This is a genomic window from Streptomyces sp. NPDC002690 (assembly GCF_053592415.1).
On sequence record NZ_JBSFVR010000136.1, the window covers coordinates 1 to 18,540 of the forward strand.

The 18,540-nt window shown below is 72.4% G+C and carries 14 protein-coding genes and 1 pseudogene; 6 read left to right on the top strand and 9 right to left on the bottom strand.

Features of this window, described 5'->3' with window-relative positions; translation table 11 throughout:
* A partial coding sequence (locus tag ACWD3D_RS18510; protein ID WP_451461909.1) for an oxygenase MpaB family protein occupies window positions 1-868 on the bottom strand: 868 nt, incomplete at its 3' end.
* Between the two features lie 319 nt (window positions 869-1,187).
* Between ACWD3D_RS18510 and ACWD3D_RS18515 the strand changes: the two genes are divergently transcribed.
* Window positions 1,188-2,147, top strand: coding sequence for an oxygenase MpaB family protein (locus tag ACWD3D_RS18515; RefSeq protein ID WP_451461910.1), 960 nt, complete (start codon window positions 1,188-1,190; stop codon window positions 2,145-2,147).
* Here the strand turns inward: ACWD3D_RS18515 and ACWD3D_RS18520 are convergent.
* Both ACWD3D_RS18520 and ACWD3D_RS18525 read right to left on the bottom strand, forming a co-directional pair.
* On the bottom strand, window positions 2,134-2,736 hold the full coding sequence (locus ACWD3D_RS18520; RefSeq protein ID WP_451461920.1) for a TetR/AcrR family transcriptional regulator: 603 nt from the start codon (window positions 2,734-2,736) through the stop codon (window positions 2,134-2,136). The two genes, ACWD3D_RS18515 and ACWD3D_RS18520, sit on opposite strands and share 14 nt — an antisense overlap.
* 231 nt (window positions 2,737-2,967) lie before the next feature.
* A pseudogene (locus ACWD3D_RS18525) lies at window positions 2,968-3,199 on the bottom strand (Appr-1-p processing protein); the annotation flags it as partial.
* Between the two features lie 141 nt (window positions 3,200-3,340).
* Between ACWD3D_RS18525 and ACWD3D_RS18530 the strand changes: the two are divergent.
* The gene (locus tag ACWD3D_RS18530) at window positions 3,341-4,090 is read left to right on the top strand and encodes a MerR family transcriptional regulator (RefSeq protein WP_451461911.1); all 750 of its coding nucleotides are present in this window, start codon (window positions 3,341-3,343) and stop codon (window positions 4,088-4,090) included.
* A gap of 54 nt (window positions 4,091-4,144) precedes the next feature.
* Here ACWD3D_RS18530 and ACWD3D_RS18535 read toward each other — a convergent pair whose 3' ends face one another.
* From ACWD3D_RS18535 to ACWD3D_RS18550, 4 genes are all read right to left on the bottom strand, one after another.
* Complete coding sequence (locus ACWD3D_RS18535) at window positions 4,145-6,316, bottom strand: 3-hydroxyacyl-CoA dehydrogenase NAD-binding domain-containing protein (protein ID WP_451461912.1); 2,172 nt, start codon at window positions 6,314-6,316, stop codon at window positions 4,145-4,147.
* A 53-nt stretch (window positions 6,317-6,369) separates the two neighbouring features.
* Complete coding sequence (locus tag ACWD3D_RS18540) at window positions 6,370-7,584, bottom strand: acetyl-CoA C-acetyltransferase (protein WP_451461913.1); 1,215 nt, start codon at window positions 7,582-7,584, stop codon at window positions 6,370-6,372.
* An 82-nt stretch (window positions 7,585-7,666) separates the two neighbouring features.
* Complete coding sequence (locus tag ACWD3D_RS18545) at window positions 7,667-8,809, bottom strand: acyl-CoA dehydrogenase family protein (protein ID WP_451461914.1); 1,143 nt, start codon at window positions 8,807-8,809, stop codon at window positions 7,667-7,669.
* 85 nt (window positions 8,810-8,894) lie between these two features.
* A complete protein-coding gene (locus ACWD3D_RS18550) occupies window positions 8,895-10,037 on the bottom strand; it encodes a CaiB/BaiF CoA transferase family protein (protein ID WP_451461915.1) in 1,143 nt (380 codons plus the stop codon).
* Between the two features lie 252 nt (window positions 10,038-10,289).
* Between ACWD3D_RS18550 and ACWD3D_RS18555 the strand changes: the two genes are divergently transcribed.
* Window positions 10,290-11,471: a saccharopine dehydrogenase family protein gene (locus ACWD3D_RS18555; RefSeq protein WP_451461916.1), complete on the top strand. Its 1,182-nt coding sequence runs from the start codon at window positions 10,290-10,292 to the stop codon at window positions 11,469-11,471.
* 58 nt (window positions 11,472-11,529) lie between these two features.
* Here ACWD3D_RS18555 and ACWD3D_RS18560 read toward each other — a convergent pair whose 3' ends face one another.
* The gene (locus ACWD3D_RS18560; protein WP_451461917.1) at window positions 11,530-12,207 is read right to left on the bottom strand and encodes an endonuclease V; all 678 of its coding nucleotides are present in this window, start codon (window positions 12,205-12,207) and stop codon (window positions 11,530-11,532) included.
* Window positions 12,208-12,388: 181 nt separating this feature from the next.
* Between ACWD3D_RS18560 and ACWD3D_RS18565 the strand changes: the two genes are divergently transcribed.
* The 3 genes from ACWD3D_RS18565 (at window position 12,389) to ACWD3D_RS18575 (ending at window position 16,041) form a co-directional block, all read left to right on the top strand.
* Window positions 12,389-14,092 carry a RecQ family ATP-dependent DNA helicase gene (locus ACWD3D_RS18565; protein WP_451461918.1) on the top strand — a complete coding sequence of 568 codons (1,704 nt, stop codon included), beginning with the start codon at window positions 12,389-12,391 and terminating at the stop codon, window positions 14,090-14,092.
* Window positions 14,093-14,461: 369 nt separating this feature from the next.
* On the top strand, window positions 14,462-14,878 hold the full coding sequence (locus ACWD3D_RS18570; protein ID WP_451461919.1) for an SsgA family sporulation/cell division regulator: 417 nt from the start codon (window positions 14,462-14,464) through the stop codon (window positions 14,876-14,878).
* Between the two features lie 191 nt (window positions 14,879-15,069).
* On the top strand, window positions 15,070-16,041 hold the full coding sequence (locus ACWD3D_RS18575) for an acyl-ACP desaturase (protein ID WP_387364242.1): 972 nt from the start codon (window positions 15,070-15,072) through the stop codon (window positions 16,039-16,041).
* 46 nt (window positions 16,042-16,087) lie between these two features.
* Here the strand turns inward: ACWD3D_RS18575 and ACWD3D_RS18580 are convergent, their stop codons facing one another.
* Window positions 16,088-18,424 carry a hypothetical protein gene (locus ACWD3D_RS18580; RefSeq protein ID WP_451461921.1) on the bottom strand — a complete coding sequence of 779 codons (2,337 nt, stop codon included), beginning with the start codon at window positions 18,422-18,424 and terminating at the stop codon, window positions 16,088-16,090.
* Window positions 18,425-18,540: the final 116 nt, after the last annotated feature.

The window sequence follows — 18,540 nt, forward strand, 5'->3', positions numbered from 1 at the left end:
CCAGCTCGCCGGGGGTCGGTGCCGAGAGCGCGTCCTCGTCCACCCCGCTGACGATCTTCTCGGCGGGAAGAGCCGGTACCACGCGGCGGACGACCGCGCCGAAGCGCCGCAGCCGCCTCTCCTGCGCGGGGGTCCATTCCAGGCCGATCGCGGCGCGGGCGTCCGGCGGCATCAGGCCGACCGTGAGGAAGGCACGGAACCGGGCGAGCGGGGGCAGGATCACCGGCCACAGCACGCGTGCGGCGAGCCTCAGCGGCAGGGGCCCCCGGTCGGGCGGCGGTACGGGCCGGTCGGTGGCGACGAGTTCCTCGACGACCGCGTTGCGCTCAAGTTCCTCGGCGAGCACCTTGCGGTAGTAGGGCCAGAACTCCTCGATCGTCTGGGGCATGTCCCGGTCATGGATGCCGAGGACTCGGCCGACCTGGAGCCATTCCCGGTACAGCGCACGCTCCTGGGCGTCGGTGAGCGGGCGTACGAGGTAGCGCGAGGCGTGCTGGTAGACCGGAAAGCCGGTGGCGTGCACCCACGCGTAGTTCGCCGGAGTGAGGGCGTGATAGCTGCGCCCCCGGGAGTCGGTGCCCTGGATGGTGCGGTGCAGGGCGCGCAGCCGCCGCCCTTCCGCAGCACCTTCCTCACCTCCGTACACCCAGAGCTGGAGGGAGCGCAGGGACCGTTCGCCGCGCCCCCAGGGGTCGGTGCGGAAGACCGAGTGCTCGTCGACGCCCGCGCCCACGGCGGGGTGGGCGACCTGGAGGGTGAGGGCGGCGGGCAACATCAGCAGACCCCGGACGTCGCCGGCCAGGCTCCACAGCACACCGCCCGGCGGGGGCGGTACGGGGTCCGTCCGCCCTGTTCCCTGACTGCTCATACGGCTGCTCCCAGCGATCGGCGGACGGACGTGCGGGCACGGACGGGCACGGACGGGCGCCGCGCCTGATCGCGGCGCGCCCGCACGGGTACGGCATCCAGTATGCGAGCGGTGTGCCGGCGCGGCAGGGGCGGGCCTCCGCCGCTGATTCACCTCGGCCCGTTGACGCCTCGATGAAACAAGTCAATAGTATTTGTAACATTGACTCCAGGAGCCCCTGTCCTGCCAACTGCCGCTCATCACCATGGCGTTGGACGCGTACGTCACGGGCGCCAGGTCGGTACGACGAACCGCACACATCCGCAGGAGGGTGCACATCATGGGCCGTTACAGCCGCCTGAGGGCGATCAGCCGGATGGACCCCGTACAGGACTGCGCCGAGATCCTCCGGCTGATGTCCCAGTACGAGTTCCCCTGGGACTACCGGCAGGGCGTGAGTGTCGCGTTCCTCCGCGACTTCGGGGTCCCGCGCATCTCCGTACTGCTCGACCGCACCCAGGAGTTCGAGCGGAACGGGCAGAAGCGCTACGACGACACGGTGCTGATCGGCTACGAGATGGCGGCCGACGGCTTCGACTCGGAGCGCGGGCGGGCCGCCGCCCGCCACCTCAACCGCATCCACGGCCGCTACCGCATCCCCAACGAGGACTACCTCTACGTCCTGGCCACCACGGTCGTCGGCCCGAAGCGCTGGATCGACCGGTTCGGCTGGCGCCCCCTGTGCCGGCAGGAGGTGCAGGCCCTGGCCGAAGTGGGCAGGAACATGGGCCGGATGATGGGTATCGAGTCGGTCCCCGCCACCTACGCGGGGTTCGAGGCACTGCTCGACACGTACGAGGCGCGGATGTTCGCCCCGGCACCCGCGAACCGCCGGGTCGCCACCGCCACGTTACGGACGATGACGAGCTGGTACCCGTCCCCGCTGCGCCCGCTGGTCGCCCGCTTCGCGCTGGCGCTCCTGGACGAACCCCTGCTGCGGGCCCTGGGGTTCACCCCGCAGCCGCGCTGGCTCCGGACCCTTGCCGTACGCGCGGTGCGGGCCCGCTCACGCGGCGTACGGCTGCTGCCCGCCCGGCCCGGCTGGCTGCCGTCCCGGCCCCGGCCGCGCAGCTACCCCTTCGGCTACCGGCTCGACGACCTGGGGCCGCACTGGGCGCAGAACCGCCCGGTCGAACCACTGCCGGACGAGACGCCACAGGGTTCGCCGGCGCCGGCACCCGCCGGTCACCCCGCTCCCCGGCCCGGCCGGCGCCGGCCCGAGGGGCTCATCCGGCCGTGAGGAGCGGGACGAGACAGCGACGGGCGAAGGCCGCCACCTGCTCGTCGTCGTCGAGTTCGAAGCAGCTCAGCGGGTTGAGGAGGAAGGAGACGGTGATGCGCACCATCACCTCCGCGACGGGCGCCGAGTCCGTCGCCGGTCGGCCCTCCAACTGCTGGGCCTGATGCAGACGGTCGGTGAGGAAGTCACGCATGGCGAGGAACGCGGGACCGCTGTCCACCGTGAGGAAGGGCAGCATGACCTCCGGCTCCAGCTTCAGCAGACCGCCGATGAGGGGGTGTTCGCGCACGTGTCGGAGCACCGCCACGAACCCGGCGACCAACCGGTCCTCCACCGAGGGCAGTTCGGACACCGCCTCGTCCACTTCGCCGACGAAACGGCGGTATTCGCGCAGCAGACAAGCGGAGACCAGGGCCTCCTTGTTCCCGATGCGCCGGTACACCGTGACCCGGGACACCTTGGCCCGCCTGGCCACGTCGTCGACGGTCGAGCGGCGCAGCCCGAAGGTCATGAACTGCTCGCGGGCCGCGTCGAGGATCTGCTCGCTCAACGCGTCGTACGGCGGGGTCTCTTCGAGCGCCCTCGCCATCGATTCCTCGTCCAGTGCCTCGCCGTCGGCCGGTGCCGTCATCGCGCCCCCCCCTGTCACCCCACCCTAGGGTGTGTCCGGCGGCGCTACAAGGAAACACTCCTCGTCGCTCCGTATCGCAGGATGCGCGTCGGCGGCACGGGCAGCGGGGCGACGGGCGGCCCCTACGCACACCCCCTCCGGGAACCGCCCCCCGGAAGTCGTGGACCGTGACCGGAACATGGCGGCTCACCAGCCGTACGGGTCGACCTGGACGAACCGGACGGCGCCGAGCGCGAAACCGTTCCCGGCGCGGTCGCGGTGCCACCGGCGGTGGGCCGCCTCGGGCTCCGGCCGACGGCGCGAGAGAGCCAGTACGAACCTTTCCTCAGCCACCCAGGTCGTCGCAGACGTGCACGATCAGTTTGACGCCCTCGGCCTGCGGCGCGGTGGCGTCGCCCTGCAGACGATCGATCCCCGACATGCGCCCACCGTAGGGGCGCCCACCACAACGACCCTTGCGAGGGTTTCACCACAGTGGTGAGACAGCAATACTGTTGCACCTGATCGCCGCACCGGGACGGTCAGGAACGATCCGGACGTCTCCGGGCACCGAGGAGCAGACATGGCGACCGCGCCCGAGGAGCCGACCCTCACCGTCGACGAGCTGGCGGCCCGGGCGGGGGTGACCGTGCGCACGGTGCGTTTCTACAGCACCCGGGGGTTGTTGCCGCCTCCGGTCATCGGCCCTCGCCGGGTGGGGCACTACGGGCACGGCCATCTGTCACGGCTGGCGCTGATCGAGGAACTCCAGCGCCAGGGAATGACGCTGGCCGCCATCGAACGGTATCTGGAGCAGTTGCCGGAGGATCTCAGCGCCCACGATCTGGCGATCCACCGGGCGCTGGTGGCGTCCTGGGCTCCGGACGGGGTCGAGGAGATGACCGGCCCGGAACTGGAGCGGCGGGCCGGCCGGCCGCTCACCACGGAGGATCTCGACCGGCTGGCGGCGATGGGGGTGCTGGTGGACGGGTCCGAAGGGGACGACGCCCCGTCGCGCGAGGGCGTCCACCGGGTCGATCCGGGGCTGCTCCGGCTCGGAGTGGAGCTGCTGGACGTGCCGATCGCGCACGAGACCATCCTCCGGGCGCACCGGGTCATGCTGGAGCACACCCGGTCGGCCGCCGCGGAGTTGACGCGGCTCTTCCGGGACGAGGTGTGGAGCCCGTACCGGGAGCGGGAGGCGGACCCGGAGCACGTGTCGGCGATGAAGTCGCTCTCGGCACACATGCAGCCGCTGGTGTTGCAGGCTCTGGTGACCGCGTTCCAGAGGTCACTGACGGCCGAACTGCGTGCCGCGTTCCAGGCGTCGTGACCGTACGCCCGGGAGGTGGCCGGCCGCGGGGCGGACCACCTCCCGGGACGGGGCTCAGTCGTGGAAGGTCTCGCCCCGCTCCGCCATCTCCACCAGTCGGGCGGGCGGCAGGAAGCGGTCTCCGTACCGTTCGGCGAGTTCGCGGGCGCGGGCCACGAAGCCGGGCAGGCCGCCCTCGTACCCGTTGACGTAACCGAGCACGCCGCCGGTCCACGGGGGGAAGCCGATGCCCATGATGGAGCCGATGTTGGCGTCGGCGACGGAGACGAGGACGTTCTCGTCGAGGCAGCGGACGCTGTCCAGGGCCTCGGAGAAGAGCATCCGCTCCTTCATGTCCTCGAACGGGATCGCGGCGTCGGCCTTGCCGAAGTGCTCGCGCAGCCCCGGCCAGAGCGCACCGCGCCGGCCGGACTCGTCGTACTCGTAGAACCCGGCGCCCCCGCTGCGTCCCGGCCGCTCGAACTCCTCGACCATGCGGTCCACCACCGCGTCGGAGGGGTGCGGGGTCCAGCTTCCGCCGGACTCCTCGATCGCGCGCCGGGTCTCGATGCGGATCTTGCGGGGCAGGGTGAGGGTCAGCTCGTCCATCAGGGAGAGGACCTTGGCCGGGTAGCCGGCCTGGGCGGCGGCCTGTTCGACGGAGGCGGGCTCGATGCCCTCGCCGACCATCGCGACGCCCTCGTTGATGAAGTGGCCGATGACGCGCGAGGTGAAGAAGCCGCGCGAGTCGTTGACGACGATCGGGGTCTTCTGGATCTGGCGGACCAGGTCGAAGGCGCGGGCGAGTGCCTCGTCGCCGGTGGCCGCGCCCTTGATGATCTCGACCAGCGGCATCTTGTCGACCGGCGAGAAGAAGTGCAGCCCGACGAAGTCCGCGGGCCGGGTGACGCCCTCGGCGAGGACGGTGATGGGCAGCGTGGAGGTGTTGGAACAGAGCAGCGCGTCGGGGGCGACGAGGTCCTGGATCTCCTGGAACACCTTGTGCTTGAGGGCGGTGTCCTCGAAGACGGCCTCGATGACGGCGTCGCAGCCGGCGAGGTCGGCAGGGTCGCCGGTCGGGGTGATCCGGGCGAGCAGTTCGTCGCGGGCGGCCTCGGTCGTGCGTCCCCGGGAGAGCGCCTTGGCCAACAGCTTCTCGCTGTACGCCTTGCCCTTCGCGGCGGCCTCGGCGGTGACGTCCTTGAGGACGACCTCGATTCCGGCGCGGGCGCAGGAGTAGGCGATGCCGGCGCCCATCATCCCGGCGCCGAGCACGGCGACCTTGCGGACCGTGCGGGGCGGGACGCCCTCGGGGCGGCTGGCACCGGAGTTGACGGCCTGGAGGTCGAAGAAGAACGCCTGCATCATGTTCTTGGCGACCTGGCCGGTGACCAGCTCGGTGAAGTACCGCGCCTCGATGGTCTGCGCGGTCTCGAAGTCGACCTGCGAGCCCTCGACGGCCGCCGCCAGGATGTTGCGGGGCGCGGGCATCGGTGCGCCGGCGATCTGCTTCTTGAGGTTGGCGGGGAAGGCCGGGAGGTTGGCGGCGAACCGGGGGTTGGACGGGGTGCCGCCGGGAATCCGGTACCCCTTCACGTCCCAGGGCTGCTGGGACTCGGGGTGCGCGTCGATGAAGGCGCGGGCCTTCTCCAGCATCTCCTCGCGGGTGGCGGCCACTTCGTGGACGAGGCCGTTCTCCAGGGCGCGGGCCGGGGTGTACCGGGTGCCCTGGAGCAGCACCTTGAGCAGCGCGTCGGCGATGCCCATCAGACGTACGGTACGGGTCACGCCGCCGCCCGCCGGGAGCAGGCCGAGGGTGACCTCGGGGAGGCCGATGCGGGAGCCGGGGGCGTCCAGCGCGATCCGGTGGTGGCAGGCGAGCGCGATCTCGTAACCGCCGCCGAGCGCCGTGCCGTTGATGGCGGCGACCACCGGGATGCCGAGGGTCTCGATGCGGCGCAGGGCCCGCTTGATGCCCATCCCGGTGTCGAAGACCGCCTGGGCGTCCTCGGGCCGGGCCTTGATCATCTCCTTGAGGTCTCCCCCGGCGAAGAAGGTCTTCTTCGCGGAGGTGACGATGATGCCGCGGATGTTCTCCTTCTCGGCTTCGGCGCGGTCGGCGACGGCCGCGACGGACCGGGTGAACGCCGGGTTCATCGTGTTGGCGGACTGGTCGGGGTCGTCGAGGACGAGGGTGACGACGCCGGTCCCGTCCTCTTCCCAGCGGATGGTCGTGCTCTCGGTCATGGGGTGTCTTCTCCGTAGGCAGGCAGGCGGGCGTGGCGGGGGGACGGGGCCGGTCAGACGCGTTCGACGACGGTGGCGACGCCCATGCCGCCGCCCACGCAGAGCGTGACGAGTCCGTACCGCAGGTCGCGCCGTTCCAGTTCGTCGACGATGGTGCCGAGGATCATCGCGCCGGTGGCGCCGAGGGGGTGGCCGAGCGCGATGGCTCCGCCGTTGACGTTGACCTTGTCCAGGCCGATGCCCATGTCCCGGACGAAGCGCAGCACCACTCCGGCGAAGGCTTCGTTGATCTCGACGAGGTCGATGTCGTCGATGGTCAGTCCGGCCTTGGCGAGCGCCTTGCGGGAGGCGGGGGCGGGTCCGGTGAGCATGATGGTGGGCTCGGAGCCGGAGACGGCGGCGGAGACGATCCGGGCGCGCGGGGTGAGGCCGTAGCGCTCACCGACCTCCTTCGAGCCGATCGCGACGAGCGCGGCGCCGTCCACGATCCCGGAGGAGTTCCCCGCGTGGTGGACGTGGTCGATCTTCTCGACCCAGTGGTACTTCTGGAGGGCCACCGCGTCGAAGCCGCCCAGCTCGCCGATGGTGGCGAAGGAGGGCTTGAGGGCGGCGAGCGAGTCGGCGGTGGTGCCGGGGCGCAGGTGCTCGTCGTGGTCGAGGACGACGAGTCCGTTGCGGTCCTTGACGGGGACCACGGAACGGCCGAAGCGGCCTTCCTTCCACGCCTCGGCGGCGCGTTCCTGGGAGAGGGCGGCGTACTCGTCGACGTCGCGGCGGGAGAATCCCTCGATGGTGGCGATGAGGTCGGCGCCGATGCCCTGCGGGGCGAAGCCGGTCTCGAAGCTGGTCATCGGGTCCATCGCCCAGGCGCCGCCGTCCGAGCCCATGGGTACGCGGGACATGGACTCGACACCGCCGGCGAGGACGAGGTCCTCCCAGCCCGAACGGACCTTCGCGGCGGCGAGGTTGACGGCTTCGAGGCCGGAGGCGCAGAAGCGGTTCTCCTGAACGCCGGCGACGGAGTCGGGGAGCCCCGCCGCGATGGCCGCGATGCGTGCGATGTCGGAGCCCTGGTCGCCGAGGGGGCTGACGACGCCGAGGACGATGTCGTCGATGGCCGCCGGGTCGAGTCCGGGGAAGCGGGCGCGGATCTCGTGGATGAGGCCGACGACCAGGTCGATCGGCTTGGTGCCGTGCAGGGCACCATTGGCCTTGCCGCGACCGCGCGGGGTGCGGATCGCGTCGTAGACGAACGCTTCGGTACTCAAGACAACAGCCTTTCGGAGGGCGGGATTTCGACAATGCCGGGTGTGGGAGGACGTCCGGGGCCCAGGACGGCCGAGAGCGGGCTCAGGACAGCAGGGAGCGGCCGATGATCTCCTTCATGATCTCGGTCGTCCCGCCGTAGATTGTCTGGATGCGTCCGTCGGTGAAGGCCCTGGCCACCGGGAACTCCGCCATGTAGCCGTATCCGCCGTGCAGTTGGAGGCAGCGGTCGGCCACCCGCTTCTGGAGTTCGGTCGCCCACCACTTGGCCATCGAGGCGTGCACCGCGTCGAGCGTCCCCTCCGAGTGCTCGACGACGCACCGGTCGAGGAAGGTACGGGTGACGGCGCACTCGGTGGCCATCTCGGCGATCTCGAAGCGGACGTGCTGGAGCTTCGCGAGCGGCCGTCCGAACGCCTCGCGCTCCTTGACGTACCGGGTGGTGATCTCCAGCAGGTGTTCGGCGGCGGCGATGCCGGCGACCGCGATGCCCATGCGCTCCTGGGCCAGGTTGGTCATCAGGTGGAGGAATCCGCCGTCGAGTTCGCCGAGGAGGTTCTCCTTGGGGACGCGGACGTCGTGGAAGAAGAGCTCGGCGGTGTCCTGGGACTTCTGGCCGATCTTCTCCAGGTTCCGGCCGCGTTCGAAGCCCGCCGCGCCACGTTCGACGACCAGCAGCGAGAGCCCCTTCGCCCCGCCCTCCGGTGACGTGCGGGCGACGACGACCACCAGGTCGGCGAGGATGCCGTTGGAGATGAAGGTCTTGGAGCCGTTGAGCAGCCAGTGGTCGCCCCGGTCTTCGGCGGTCGTGCGGATGCCCTGGAGGTCGGAGCCGGCCCCCGGTTCGGTCATGGCGATGGCGGTGATGATCTCGCCCGAGCAGAAGCCGGGCAGCCAGCGCCGTTTCTGCTCCGGGGTGGAGAGCCCGGTGAGATAGGGCCCGACTATGTCGTTGTGCAGGCCGAGGGCGAGGCCGCTGACGCCCGCCCGGGTGAACTCCTCGGCCAGTACGGCGCTGTAGCGGAAGTCGTCGTTGCCGCCTCCGCCGAACTCCTCGGGAACCGCGAGGCCGAGCAGCCCCTGCCGGCCCGCCGCACGCCACGCCTCACGCGAGACGATGCCGTCCCGCTCCCACTGTTCGTAGTGCGGCAGGACCTCCTTGGCGAGGAAGGTGCGGACGGTCTCGCGGAACGCGTCGTGCTCGGCGGCGAAGATCTGCCGTTTCACCGGGCCTCCTGGGGTGGCTTCGCATCGGTGCGGGCCGGCCGGTCCGGCACGGTGCCGGTGGCCGTGGTGCGCGGGGCGCCCTGGGTCACGACGCCCCCTTCGGCGGCTCGCCGAGGAGTTCCGGTACGCCCCAGTCCGCCGCCACCGACTCGGTGCCGGTACCGGGCAGGGCGGGGGCGCTCCGTACGGCGGTGGGGGTGGCGGAGAAGCGCGGGGCGGGGGCGGGCTGGGTGATCCCGGCGTGTTCCACGAAGGTGGCGCGGGCGGCGAGATGCGGGTGTCCGGGGGCCTCGCGCAGGGAGAGGACCGGGGCGACGCAGGCGTCGGTGCCCTCGAACACCTCGGTCCACTCGGCCCGGGTACGGGTACGGAACCGGTCCGCGACCACGGTGCGCAGCTCGTCCCACCGGGCGAGGTCCGCACGGTCGGGCACCGTGGCGGCGATGCCGAGGAGCGCCACGAACTCGTCGTAGAACCGCTGTTCCAGCGGTCCGACCGCCATCGCCTCGCCGTCGGAAGTCGCGTACGTGCCGTAGAAGGGGCAGCCTCCGTCGAGAAGGTTGGAGCCGCGCCGGTCCTGCCAGGCACCGGCCGCCAGCATGCCGTGGATCATGGTGGCGAGGTGGGCGGCGCCGTCGACGATCGCCGCGTCCACGACTTGGCCGCTCCCGCCGGGCGTGCGGGCGTACTGGAGGGCGGCCAGCACGCCGACGACGAGGTAGAGGGAGCCGCCCGCGTAGTCGCCGAGCAGGTTGGCCGGGACGGCCGGGGGCTCGCCGGGACGGCCGATCATGGAGAGGGTGCCGGTGGGCGCGAGGTAGGCGACGTCGTGTCCGGCACGCTGGGCGAGCGGGCCGTCCTGGCCCCAGCCGGTCATCCGCCCGTAGACGAGCCGGGGGTTGCGGCCGAGGCAGGCGTCGGGGCCCACCCCGAGCCGTTCGGCGACCCCGGGGCGGTACCCCTCGATCAGGATGTCGGCGCGTTCGGCGAGAGCGAGGACGGCTGCGGTGCCCGCTTCCGTCTTGAGGTCGAGCAGGACGGAGCGCTTGTTCCGGTTGGTCAGGTCGCGGGCCGGGTCGATGCCGAGCACCGCGCCACCGGGCCGGTCCACCCGGACCACGTCCGCGCCGAGGTCGGCCAGCGTCATCGCGGCGAACGGGCCGGGACCGATGCCCGCCAGTTCGACCACCCGCACTCCCGAGAGAGGGCCGTTCTCCGTCGTAGCCATCAAGCCCCCAGCGGTGTGACACAACCGATGTAACATCGACGATGCTAAGAACGACCGCCGCTCCGCACAAGCCTTTCGGCAGAGCGACCGCTTAGTTTCTGCGCTTCCCATGGTGCACCGTCACGCGCCGTTCCGCGCCGAATGCCACGCGTCACCCGGCGGTGCCGGCGACCGGAGTGGTTCACGTGCCCCCGGTCGCGGGTCTACCCTCGGCGGCCACCCACCCGGAGCCGGCCCCATCGGAGGCACGCATTGAAGAGGCATCACGGATCTGAACGCCCTTACGACGTCGTCCTGTACGGCGCCACCGGCTTCGTCGGCACCCTGACCGCCGCGTATCTCGCGGCCCACGCCCCCGAGGGCCTGCGCTGGGCGCTCGCCGGGCGCAGCCGGGAGAGGCTGGAGCGGCTGCGCGGGGAACTCGCCGGACCGGGCCCCGAACCCGCGGTTCTCGTCGCCGATGCCGAAGACTCCACCGCACTGCGTGAACTCGCCCTGTCCGCACGGGTGGTGGCCACCACCGTCGGGCCCTTTCTCGTCCATGGGAACACGCTCGTGGCGGCCTGCGCCCGGGCGGGGACGGACTACGCGGATCTCACCGGCGAGGCCGAGTTCATCGACCGGACCTGGCTCGGTCACGACGCGACCGCCCGGAGGACCGGGGCGCGCCTGGTGCACGCCTGCGGGTTCGACTCCGTACCCCACGACCTCGGCGCGTACTTCACCGTCCGTCAGTTGCCCGCGGGCGTGCCGCTCACGGTCGACGCCTTCGTCCGCACACACGCAGTCTTCTCCGGGGGGACGTTCGCCTCGGCGGTGCACGCGATGGGCCGGGGACCGCAGATGCTGGCCGCCGCCCGTGAGCGCCGGGAGCGCGAACCCCGGCTCACCGGCCGTCGCGTCCGAACCCCCCTGGGAGCACCGCACTTCAGCGGGGAGACCGGGACCTGGGCCCTGCCGCTGCCGACCGTGGACCCGCAGATCGTGGGCCGTTCGGCGCGGGCGCTGGAATGCTACGGCCCCGACTTCCGCTACCGGCACTTCGCCTCGGTGAAGCGTCTGCCGGTCGCGCTGGGCGGCGCGGCGGGCGCGATGGGTCTGGTCGGTGCGGCTCAACTGCCCTTCGCACGAGCATGGCTGACGTCTCGTTACCGACCGGGCGAGGGGCCCGGCGAGGAGCGCCGGAAGCGGAGCCGGTTCACCGTCCGGTTCGTCGGGGAGGGTGGCGGACGGCGGGTCTTCACCGAGGTCTCGGGCGGCGACCCGGGGTACGACGAGACGGCGCGGATGCTCGGCGAGGCAGCGCTCTGCCTCGCCCTGGACGATCTTCCGGAGACCGCGGGCCAGGTGACCACGGCGGTGGCCATGGGCGATGCCCTGTTGGAGCGGCTGAGGGCCTCGGGCCTGGGCTTCCGGGTGGCGGCCCGGCGCTGACGGGCCCGCGAAGCGGACGGCCCCGAGTGGAAGGAACCCGAAGCGGAGGGCTCCCTCGTCAGGCGGCCGCCTCCCGCAGGGCGCGACGGCAGAGCGCGTCGGCCCTGCGGGTGGTCTCGGGCTGGCGGAACCCCCGGGTCAGCGCCAGGGTGTGGGCGCAGGCCGTGTCCAGCGTGCTGCGGTGCCCCACGGAGACGAACACCGGTTTGACGCCGTCCCGGGTGCGCAGGGCCCGGCCGACCTCCTCCGTACCGTCGAGCAGCGGGGAGAAGTCGCCGCGCCTCGGGCCGGGCTGCTCGTGGGCGAAGGTGAACGGGTTCTTGGCGACACCGATGACGGGAAGTCCGGTCAACACCCCCAGGTGGCTGGCGAGTCCGAACCGGCGGGGGTGCGCCAGCCCGTATCCGTCACAGACGACGAGACCGGGGTCGGCGGTCAGCGACTCCAGCGCGGCCAGCACCGTGGGGATCTCCCGGAAGGCCAGCAGCCCGGGGACGTACGGGAAGGTGACGCGGCCCACCGCGGTGGCCTCGGCGACCACGTCGAGGGTGGCGGCGTCCAGCACGACGGCCGCCGCGACGACGAGGTCCCGCTCGTCGTCGTAGGCGACATCCACCCCGGTGGCGTGGCCCGAGCCGGGCGCCGGTCCGAAGTCCTCGGTCACCACCCGGTCGCGCAGGCGGTCCTGAACGGCGCGCGCCTCGGCGGCGTCGGCGGGTACGACGAACGGGATCATGGGGGCCGAGCCTAGGGCACACCCGTTGCCGGCGCGGGCCCCGGGCAGCGGAACAGGGCCCGCGACGGGGCGACTCGTCGGGGCGGCCGGTCACCTGTCTGCCCCGCCTCAAGCGGGGTACGAGGAGCCCACGAAGAACCCCCGGCTCGCGGGTTCTGCCCAGTCCGCGTCGAGGAGTGTCATGGTGGTCGCTGATTCGCGTCGTCTTCGGGACACCGCGCGGAATGTGTTCGGCTGGGACCGGTTGCGGCCGGAGCAGACGATGGCGATGGAAGCCGTGATGGAACGGCGGGACACCCTGGTGGTGATGCCCACGGGCGCCGGGAAGTCGGCCGTGTACCAGGTTCCGGGTGTACTGCTGCCGGGTCCGACCGTCGTGGTGTCGCCGCTCATCGCGCTCCAACGTGACCAGGTCCAAGGGCTGCTGCGTCGCGCGGGGACGGACGCGGCGGCGGTGAACTCGACGCAGAGCGGGGACGAGAACGCCGCGGTGTGGGACAGGATCAGCGACGGTGACGTCGACTTCCTCTTCCTCGCCCCGGAGCAGTTGGCGAAGGACGAGGTGATCGAACAGCTCGCGGCCGCGGAGCCCGCCCTGTTCGTCGTCGACGAGGCGCAGTGCGTGTCCTCCTGGGGCCACGACTTCCGGCCCGAGTACCTGCGGCTCGGCCAGGTGCTCGAACGGATCGGGCGTCCCCCGGTGCTGGCCCTGACGGCGAGCGCCGCCGCCCCGGTACGGGCCGACATCATCGCGCACCTGAGGATGCGGGACGTGCGGGAAGTCGTCACCGGCTTCGACCGCCCCAACATCCATTTGGAGGTGATCCCCTTTCAGGACGCTGCGGTGAAGGCCCGGGCAGTGGTCGAGCGCGCTGCGGCGGAGCCCAAACCGGGGCTCGTCTATGCGGCCACGCGGCGCGAGGCGGAGCAGTACGCGGACGAGCTGAGCCTGCTCGGGCTGGATGTCGCGGCGTACCACGCGGGGCTTCCCGCACAGAAACGCGGCGAGGTGCACGACCGCTTCCTGTCGGGTGAGCTCGACGTCGTGGTGGCGACCTCCGCTTTCGGGATGGGTATCGACAAGCCGGACGTGCGCTTCGTGCTCCACGCCTCCGTCCCCGGGTCCCTGGACGCCTACTACCAGGAGATAGGCCGGGCCGGACGGGACGGCGAACAGTCCCGCGCGATCCTCGCGTACCGGCCGCAGGACCTCGGTCTTCAGCGCTTCTTCGCGGCGGGCCGCCCGGACCCGGACACCGTCACCCAGGTGGCACGCACGCTGGCGGAGCACGACGGACCCCTGCCCCCCAGCGACCTGCGGGCCGAAACGAACCTGACGGCGAGCCGTCTGACGTCGGTCGTCAATCTCCTGGAGCAGGTCGACGCGGTACGCACGACCAGTCAGGGCGACGTGGAGCCGGTCCCGGGCGTCGATCCGGCCCGCGCCGCGCGGCGGGCGGTCGCACTGGGCGACGCCCACCAGCAGCTCGAACGCTCCCGGGTGGACATGATGCGCGGTTACGCGGAGACCACCGGCTGCCGGCGTCGTTTTCTCCTCGGTTACTTCGGACAGGTGCGGAGCGACTCCGAGGGGTGCGGCTCCTGCGACCTGTGCGGAGCGGCCGAGCTGTCCCGGGAGGGCGCGGAACCCGGTCCCGCGATCCTGGCCGGTACGGGAGGGCGGATACCCGCCCGGACCGGCACGACGACGACCGAGGGCAGCCACCCCTACCGTCCCGGCACCCGGGTCCGGCACCAGCACTGGGGCGAGGGTTCGGTGATGAACGAGGAGGACCGGAGTCTGACCGTCCTCTTCGAGACGGTCGGCTACCGCACCCTGTCGCTCGATGTCGTGCGGGAGCACGGGCTGCTCGACGTGTGCTGACCGTCCGCCTGCGTTCCTCGGCGGCCCCGGGGGCGGGGCCGGGCCGAGGGGCGACCGGCGTGTGCCGGGGCTTTCCGCCCGAGGCGTACCGCGATGTCACGACTCTCCGCCGATGGGACGTTCGCGGGCCCTGTCCCCGCGGCGGGGAGACCTGGGCGACCGGTCGGGGCCGGAGCTCCCCCGCACCGTCGTGCCTGGCCAACCGGGTCCCCCGGCCCGGGATGGGCCGGCGCTTCCCGGGCAGTTGATCAGCGTCGGGGAAATCGGCGGTGACACACCTCACGCCCCGGGTCGGTGCACGGATCGCGGCGTTCCGTCGTCTACTCCAGTGCCGGAGTCCGTTCGTCCAGCCGTGCGAGGGAGCAGGTCTTGTCCAGCCTTATCGAGCAGCCCGTACAGGCCCGCATGGTCGCGGCCGTTCCGCGGATGGCGACGCTGGCCGCCACGCTGCGGTACGACCGCGAGAATCCGTACGCCGTCCGGATCGCCTTTCCCGCCCGGGCCACGCTGGAGGGCACGGAGGTCTCGTGGGAGTTCTCCCGGGATCTGCTGGCCCGGGGCGTGGACGAGCCCGCCGGGGTCGGAGACGTACGGGTGCGGCCCTTCGGCGAGGAGCGGACCGCGCTCGAGTTCCATGCCGCGGAGGGTGTCGCGATGGTGCACGTCCGCACTTCGGAGCTGCGCCGATTCCTCGGTCGCGTACAGGAGTTGGTACCGGCCGGCGACGAGCACCGGTTCCTGGACCTCGACCGGGCCCTGGCGGACCTCCTGGGCGACAGTCGCTGAGCGGGGGAACGGACCGGACCACTCCGGACCGGAGCCGGACCGCCCCCGCCCGGCCGGCCCGGGGCCCGTCCGGAAGGCCCCGGAGTGCGGCTTTGGCACGGGCCAGGCTTGGCTGAGGGCTTACCGGGCCTTAACCTACGGACACGTAACCTACGAAGCCGTAGGTAAATCTCCCGTCCCCAGGAGCACCCGTGACGATCACCTCTCCCCACCTCGGCAGTTCGAAGGCGTGGACCGACGCCCAGCTGCTGTACGCGCTGGAAGAGGTGGTGGAGAAGGAACTCAACCGCCATCTCAAGGTCGCCAAGGACTGGATGCCCCACGAGTACGTGCCGTTCTCCGACGGCCGTAACTTCCCGGGCGTCTTCGACGACGGCGAGGCGTGGGCGCCGGACCAGTCGAAGGTCACGGACATCGGCAAGATCGCCCTCGTCGTCAACCTGCTGACCGAGGACAACCTCCCCAGCTACCACCACGAGATCGCCTCGCTCTTCGGCCGCGACGGCGCCTGGGGCACCTGGGTGCACCGCTGGACGGCCGAGGAGGGCCGCCACGGCATCGTGATGCGCGACTACCTCCTGACCTCGCGCGCGGTGGACCCGGACAAGCTGGAGCAGTTCCGGATGGCGCACATGGCGGAGGGGTTCGAGTCCGACAACCGGCACTCGATGCTGCACTCCGTCGCGTACGTCGCCTTCCAGGAACTGGCCACCCGCGTCTCGCACCGCAACACCGGCCACCAGTCGGGCGACCCGGTCTGCGACCGGATGCTCGCGCGCATCGCCACCGACGAGAACCTGCACATGGTGTTCTACCGGAACCTCCTGGGCGCCGCCTTCGAGCTCGCCCCGGACCTCACCATGCAGGCCGTCCGGGACGTGGTCGTCAACTTCCGGATGCCCGGACACGGCATGCCCGGTTTCGAGCGGGCCGCCGCGCAGATGGCGATCGGCGAGATCTACAACATGCGCATCCACCACGACGACGTGATCCAGCCCGTGCTGCGCTACCTCAAGGTCCTGGACATCGACGGGCTCGGCCCGGAGGGGCTCCAGGCGCAGGAGGAGCTCGGCCTGTACATGGGCGGTCTGGACAGCGAGGCGTCGAAGTTCGACGAGAAGCTCGCGGCCCGCAAGGCCCGCATGGCGGCGCGCGGGCGCTGAGGCCCGCGTACCGGCCGCCGCCGGTACGCCCCTCCCGCGCCGGGCCTCACTCCGGCGCGGTCCACTCCTCGTACGCGGCGTCCCGGACGTCCGCCGCCGTGTGCTGGCGCAGCATCCGCAGCTGGGTGCGCCAGGGGGCGGTCCACCCGGTGCGCCGGCCGCCCGCCACCGTGAGCGCGACGGCGAACAGTCCCTGCGCGGGGTCGCCGCCCCTCGCGCTGAGCCGGCCCGCCACCGTGAGGAGGACCTCAGGGTCCCCGCCTCCGTACCGGCGCGCGTTCACGAGATGGCCGAGGAGGGTGCGGGCGGTTCTGGCGGCGAGTGCCGGCCGCCCGTCGTGCAGGGCGGCGAGCCGGACGAGGCCCGCGTGCAGCCGGTCCGCGTCGGCGTGCGGGTCGATCGCCCGGACCAGCAAAGCGGCGGCCTGCGGGACGGTGTCGCGGTGTCCGGCGAGGCGGTCCGCCGCGCCGACGAGCACGGCGCGCTCCGCCTCGGTCGGCGGTGCGTACTTCCCGGACAGCGCCCGCACCATGTGGACGAGGCGCTGGCGGCCCGGCCGGTCACGGTCGGCGCCCGCGTCGTCCGCCGTGTCGTCGGTGGCCAGCATGGTGAACGTACGGTTCAGGGCGTCGGCCGCCTCGGGGCTCGCCGCCGCCACAGCGGTGAGGGCGTCGGCCGCGGCCGTCCAGCCACCCTGGCGGTCGAGGTCGGTCACGGCGGCGAGCAACACCTCGCTCGCCCCGGGAGCCCAGGGCAGCCACTGGGCCAGCGCCCGGTGGGCTGTGGCGGCCTGCTCGGGATCCGCGGCGGTGCTCACCTCCTGGACCAGCCGGGCGAACCGGGCCCTGTGCCGTTCCGGCAGCCCGGCGGGGGCGGTACGCAGCACGGCCCCGCGCAGCACCGCCGTGTCGCTGCCCGCCGCGTCGGCCAGCACCTCCCAGATCCGCTCCGCGCCGAGCAGTCCGGGTGCGAAGGCGACGCAGGCGGCCCGTACGTCCGGGTGCTGGCCGGGTTCGGCGTAGGCACCGGCGACCACCTCGGCAGCGCGCTCCAGGGGCAGCCGGGCGGCGGCGAGCCGCACCATCTCCTTGCGGCTGGTGACCTTTCCGGTACCGGGCGCGGTCCGCGCGGCGAGCACTCCGGTGAGGCGGGACGGGCGGACGTACCGCGTCACCCCGCTCGCCGCGAAGGCGGCGACCCGTGCCCGGTCTCCGCCGACGTGGGCGAGCAGTTCGTCCAGCGCTTCGGCGGGGCGGTCGCTACGGGCCAGGGCGGCGAGGGCCGCTTCGGCCAGGACCACGTCCGGGGAGCCGGTCCTCGCGCGCAGGGCGGCGGTACCCGCTCCCGGTACGGCGGCCAGCCGCGCGACGGCGGTGGCCCGGGTCGACTGCGGCAGCAAGGCGTCGTCGGCCGTCCTCTCCAGTCCGCGCAGGGCGGCCTTCTGCTGCCGGGGCACCCAGCGGACGGTCTCGCGTCCGACCGGCACCGTGCGGTCGGCCTCGCGGGTGGCGAATCTGCCGGACGGCACCGGTGCTCCGAGCACGCCGTCCAGCAGGTCGGTGCGCCGGCCGGCGACGGCCCGCCACACGGCGGGGATCACGACGGCGGAGCGGTCCCGGTCCAGAACCTCTTCGACGCGCGCGTCGCGGGACCCGGGAGATGCCAGGTACAGGGTGATCGCCGCGCGCGCGGTGGGGGCGTCACCGTAGAGAACGGCCTGACGGAGGAGGTCCTGGAGTTCGGCCATGCCGTCGGCGCGGCGTCCGGCCGCCCGGGCCAGTGCCAGGACGAGCCCGTAGTCGGACTTCTCCGCGCCCGCCTCCAGCCAGGTGCGCAGCGCTTCGAACACCTGGTGTTCCTGGCCCCTGCGCAGGGTGCGGTCGAGTCGTCCGAGGTCGGCGCCGCCGGTGGAGCCGGAGAGCCGGACGAGGGTGCGCAGGGACCAGCTGACGAGTGTCCGGCTCCCGGTGACGGCGTGTTCGCGCAGGACGGTCACGGCGAGCGAGCCGAGCGCGGAGCGGGTGGCGGTGGAGGAGTCGCGGGCCTCGACGGCGTCGGTGGCGATCCGGTCGAGGAGCGGCTCGGACGCTGCGGTGAAGAGGGCGGGCGGGGTGTCGAGCAGGGCGCGCAGCGCGGCGGTGCGCACGGGTTCCTGTTCGTTGCGCAGCCGCCCCATGTCGTCGAGTACGGCGTGCACGGTGGCGGGTTCGCCGGAACGGCCGGCGTTGCGGACCAGCAGCCGCCAGGCCGTCGCCCGGTCGTCGGCGGCCGGCCGCCGGACGGCGGTGAGCAGGCGTTCGCGTACCTCTTCGGCGGGCAGGTAGGACTCGGCGAGCAGAACCGTGTCCCACGGTTCGCCGTGTTCGCGGGCCCAGGCGGCCATGCGCCGGGCCGTCGCGGCGACCCGGCGGTGCGGTCCAGCGGGAGGTGCAGTGCGAAGCCTTCGAGACGTACGTCCTCTATGGCGGAGTGGAGCTGTCCCAGCTCTTCCTCCTTGAC

Bases quoted from the DNA above. Each gene is read 5' to 3' on its own strand.
- ACWD3D_RS18515 (WP_451461910.1), top strand. From the start codon at position 1,188: ATGGGCCGTTACAGCCGCCTGAGGGCGATCAGCCGGATGGACCCCGTA.
- ACWD3D_RS18520 (WP_451461920.1), bottom strand. From the start codon at position 2,736: ATGGCGAGGGCGCTCGAAGAGACCCCGCCGTACGACGCGTTGAGCGAG.
- ACWD3D_RS18530 (WP_451461911.1), top strand. From the start codon at position 3,341: ATGGCGACCGCGCCCGAGGAGCCGACCCTCACCGTCGACGAGCTGGCG.
- ACWD3D_RS18535 (WP_451461912.1), bottom strand. From the start codon at position 6,316: ATGACCGAGAGCACGACCATCCGCTGGGAAGAGGACGGGACCGGCGTC.
- ACWD3D_RS18550 (WP_451461915.1), bottom strand. From the start codon at position 10,037: ATGGCTACGACGGAGAACGGCCCTCTCTCGGGAGTGCGGGTGGTCGAA.
- ACWD3D_RS18560 (WP_451461917.1), bottom strand. From the start codon at position 12,207: ATGATCCCGTTCGTCGTACCCGCCGACGCCGCCGAGGCGCGCGCCGTT.
- ACWD3D_RS18565 (WP_451461918.1), top strand. From the start codon at position 12,389: ATGGTGGTCGCTGATTCGCGTCGTCTTCGGGACACCGCGCGGAATGTG.
- ACWD3D_RS18580 (WP_451461921.1), bottom strand. From the start codon at position 18,424: ATGGCCGCCTGGGCCCGCGAACACGGCGAACCGTGGGACACGGTTCTG.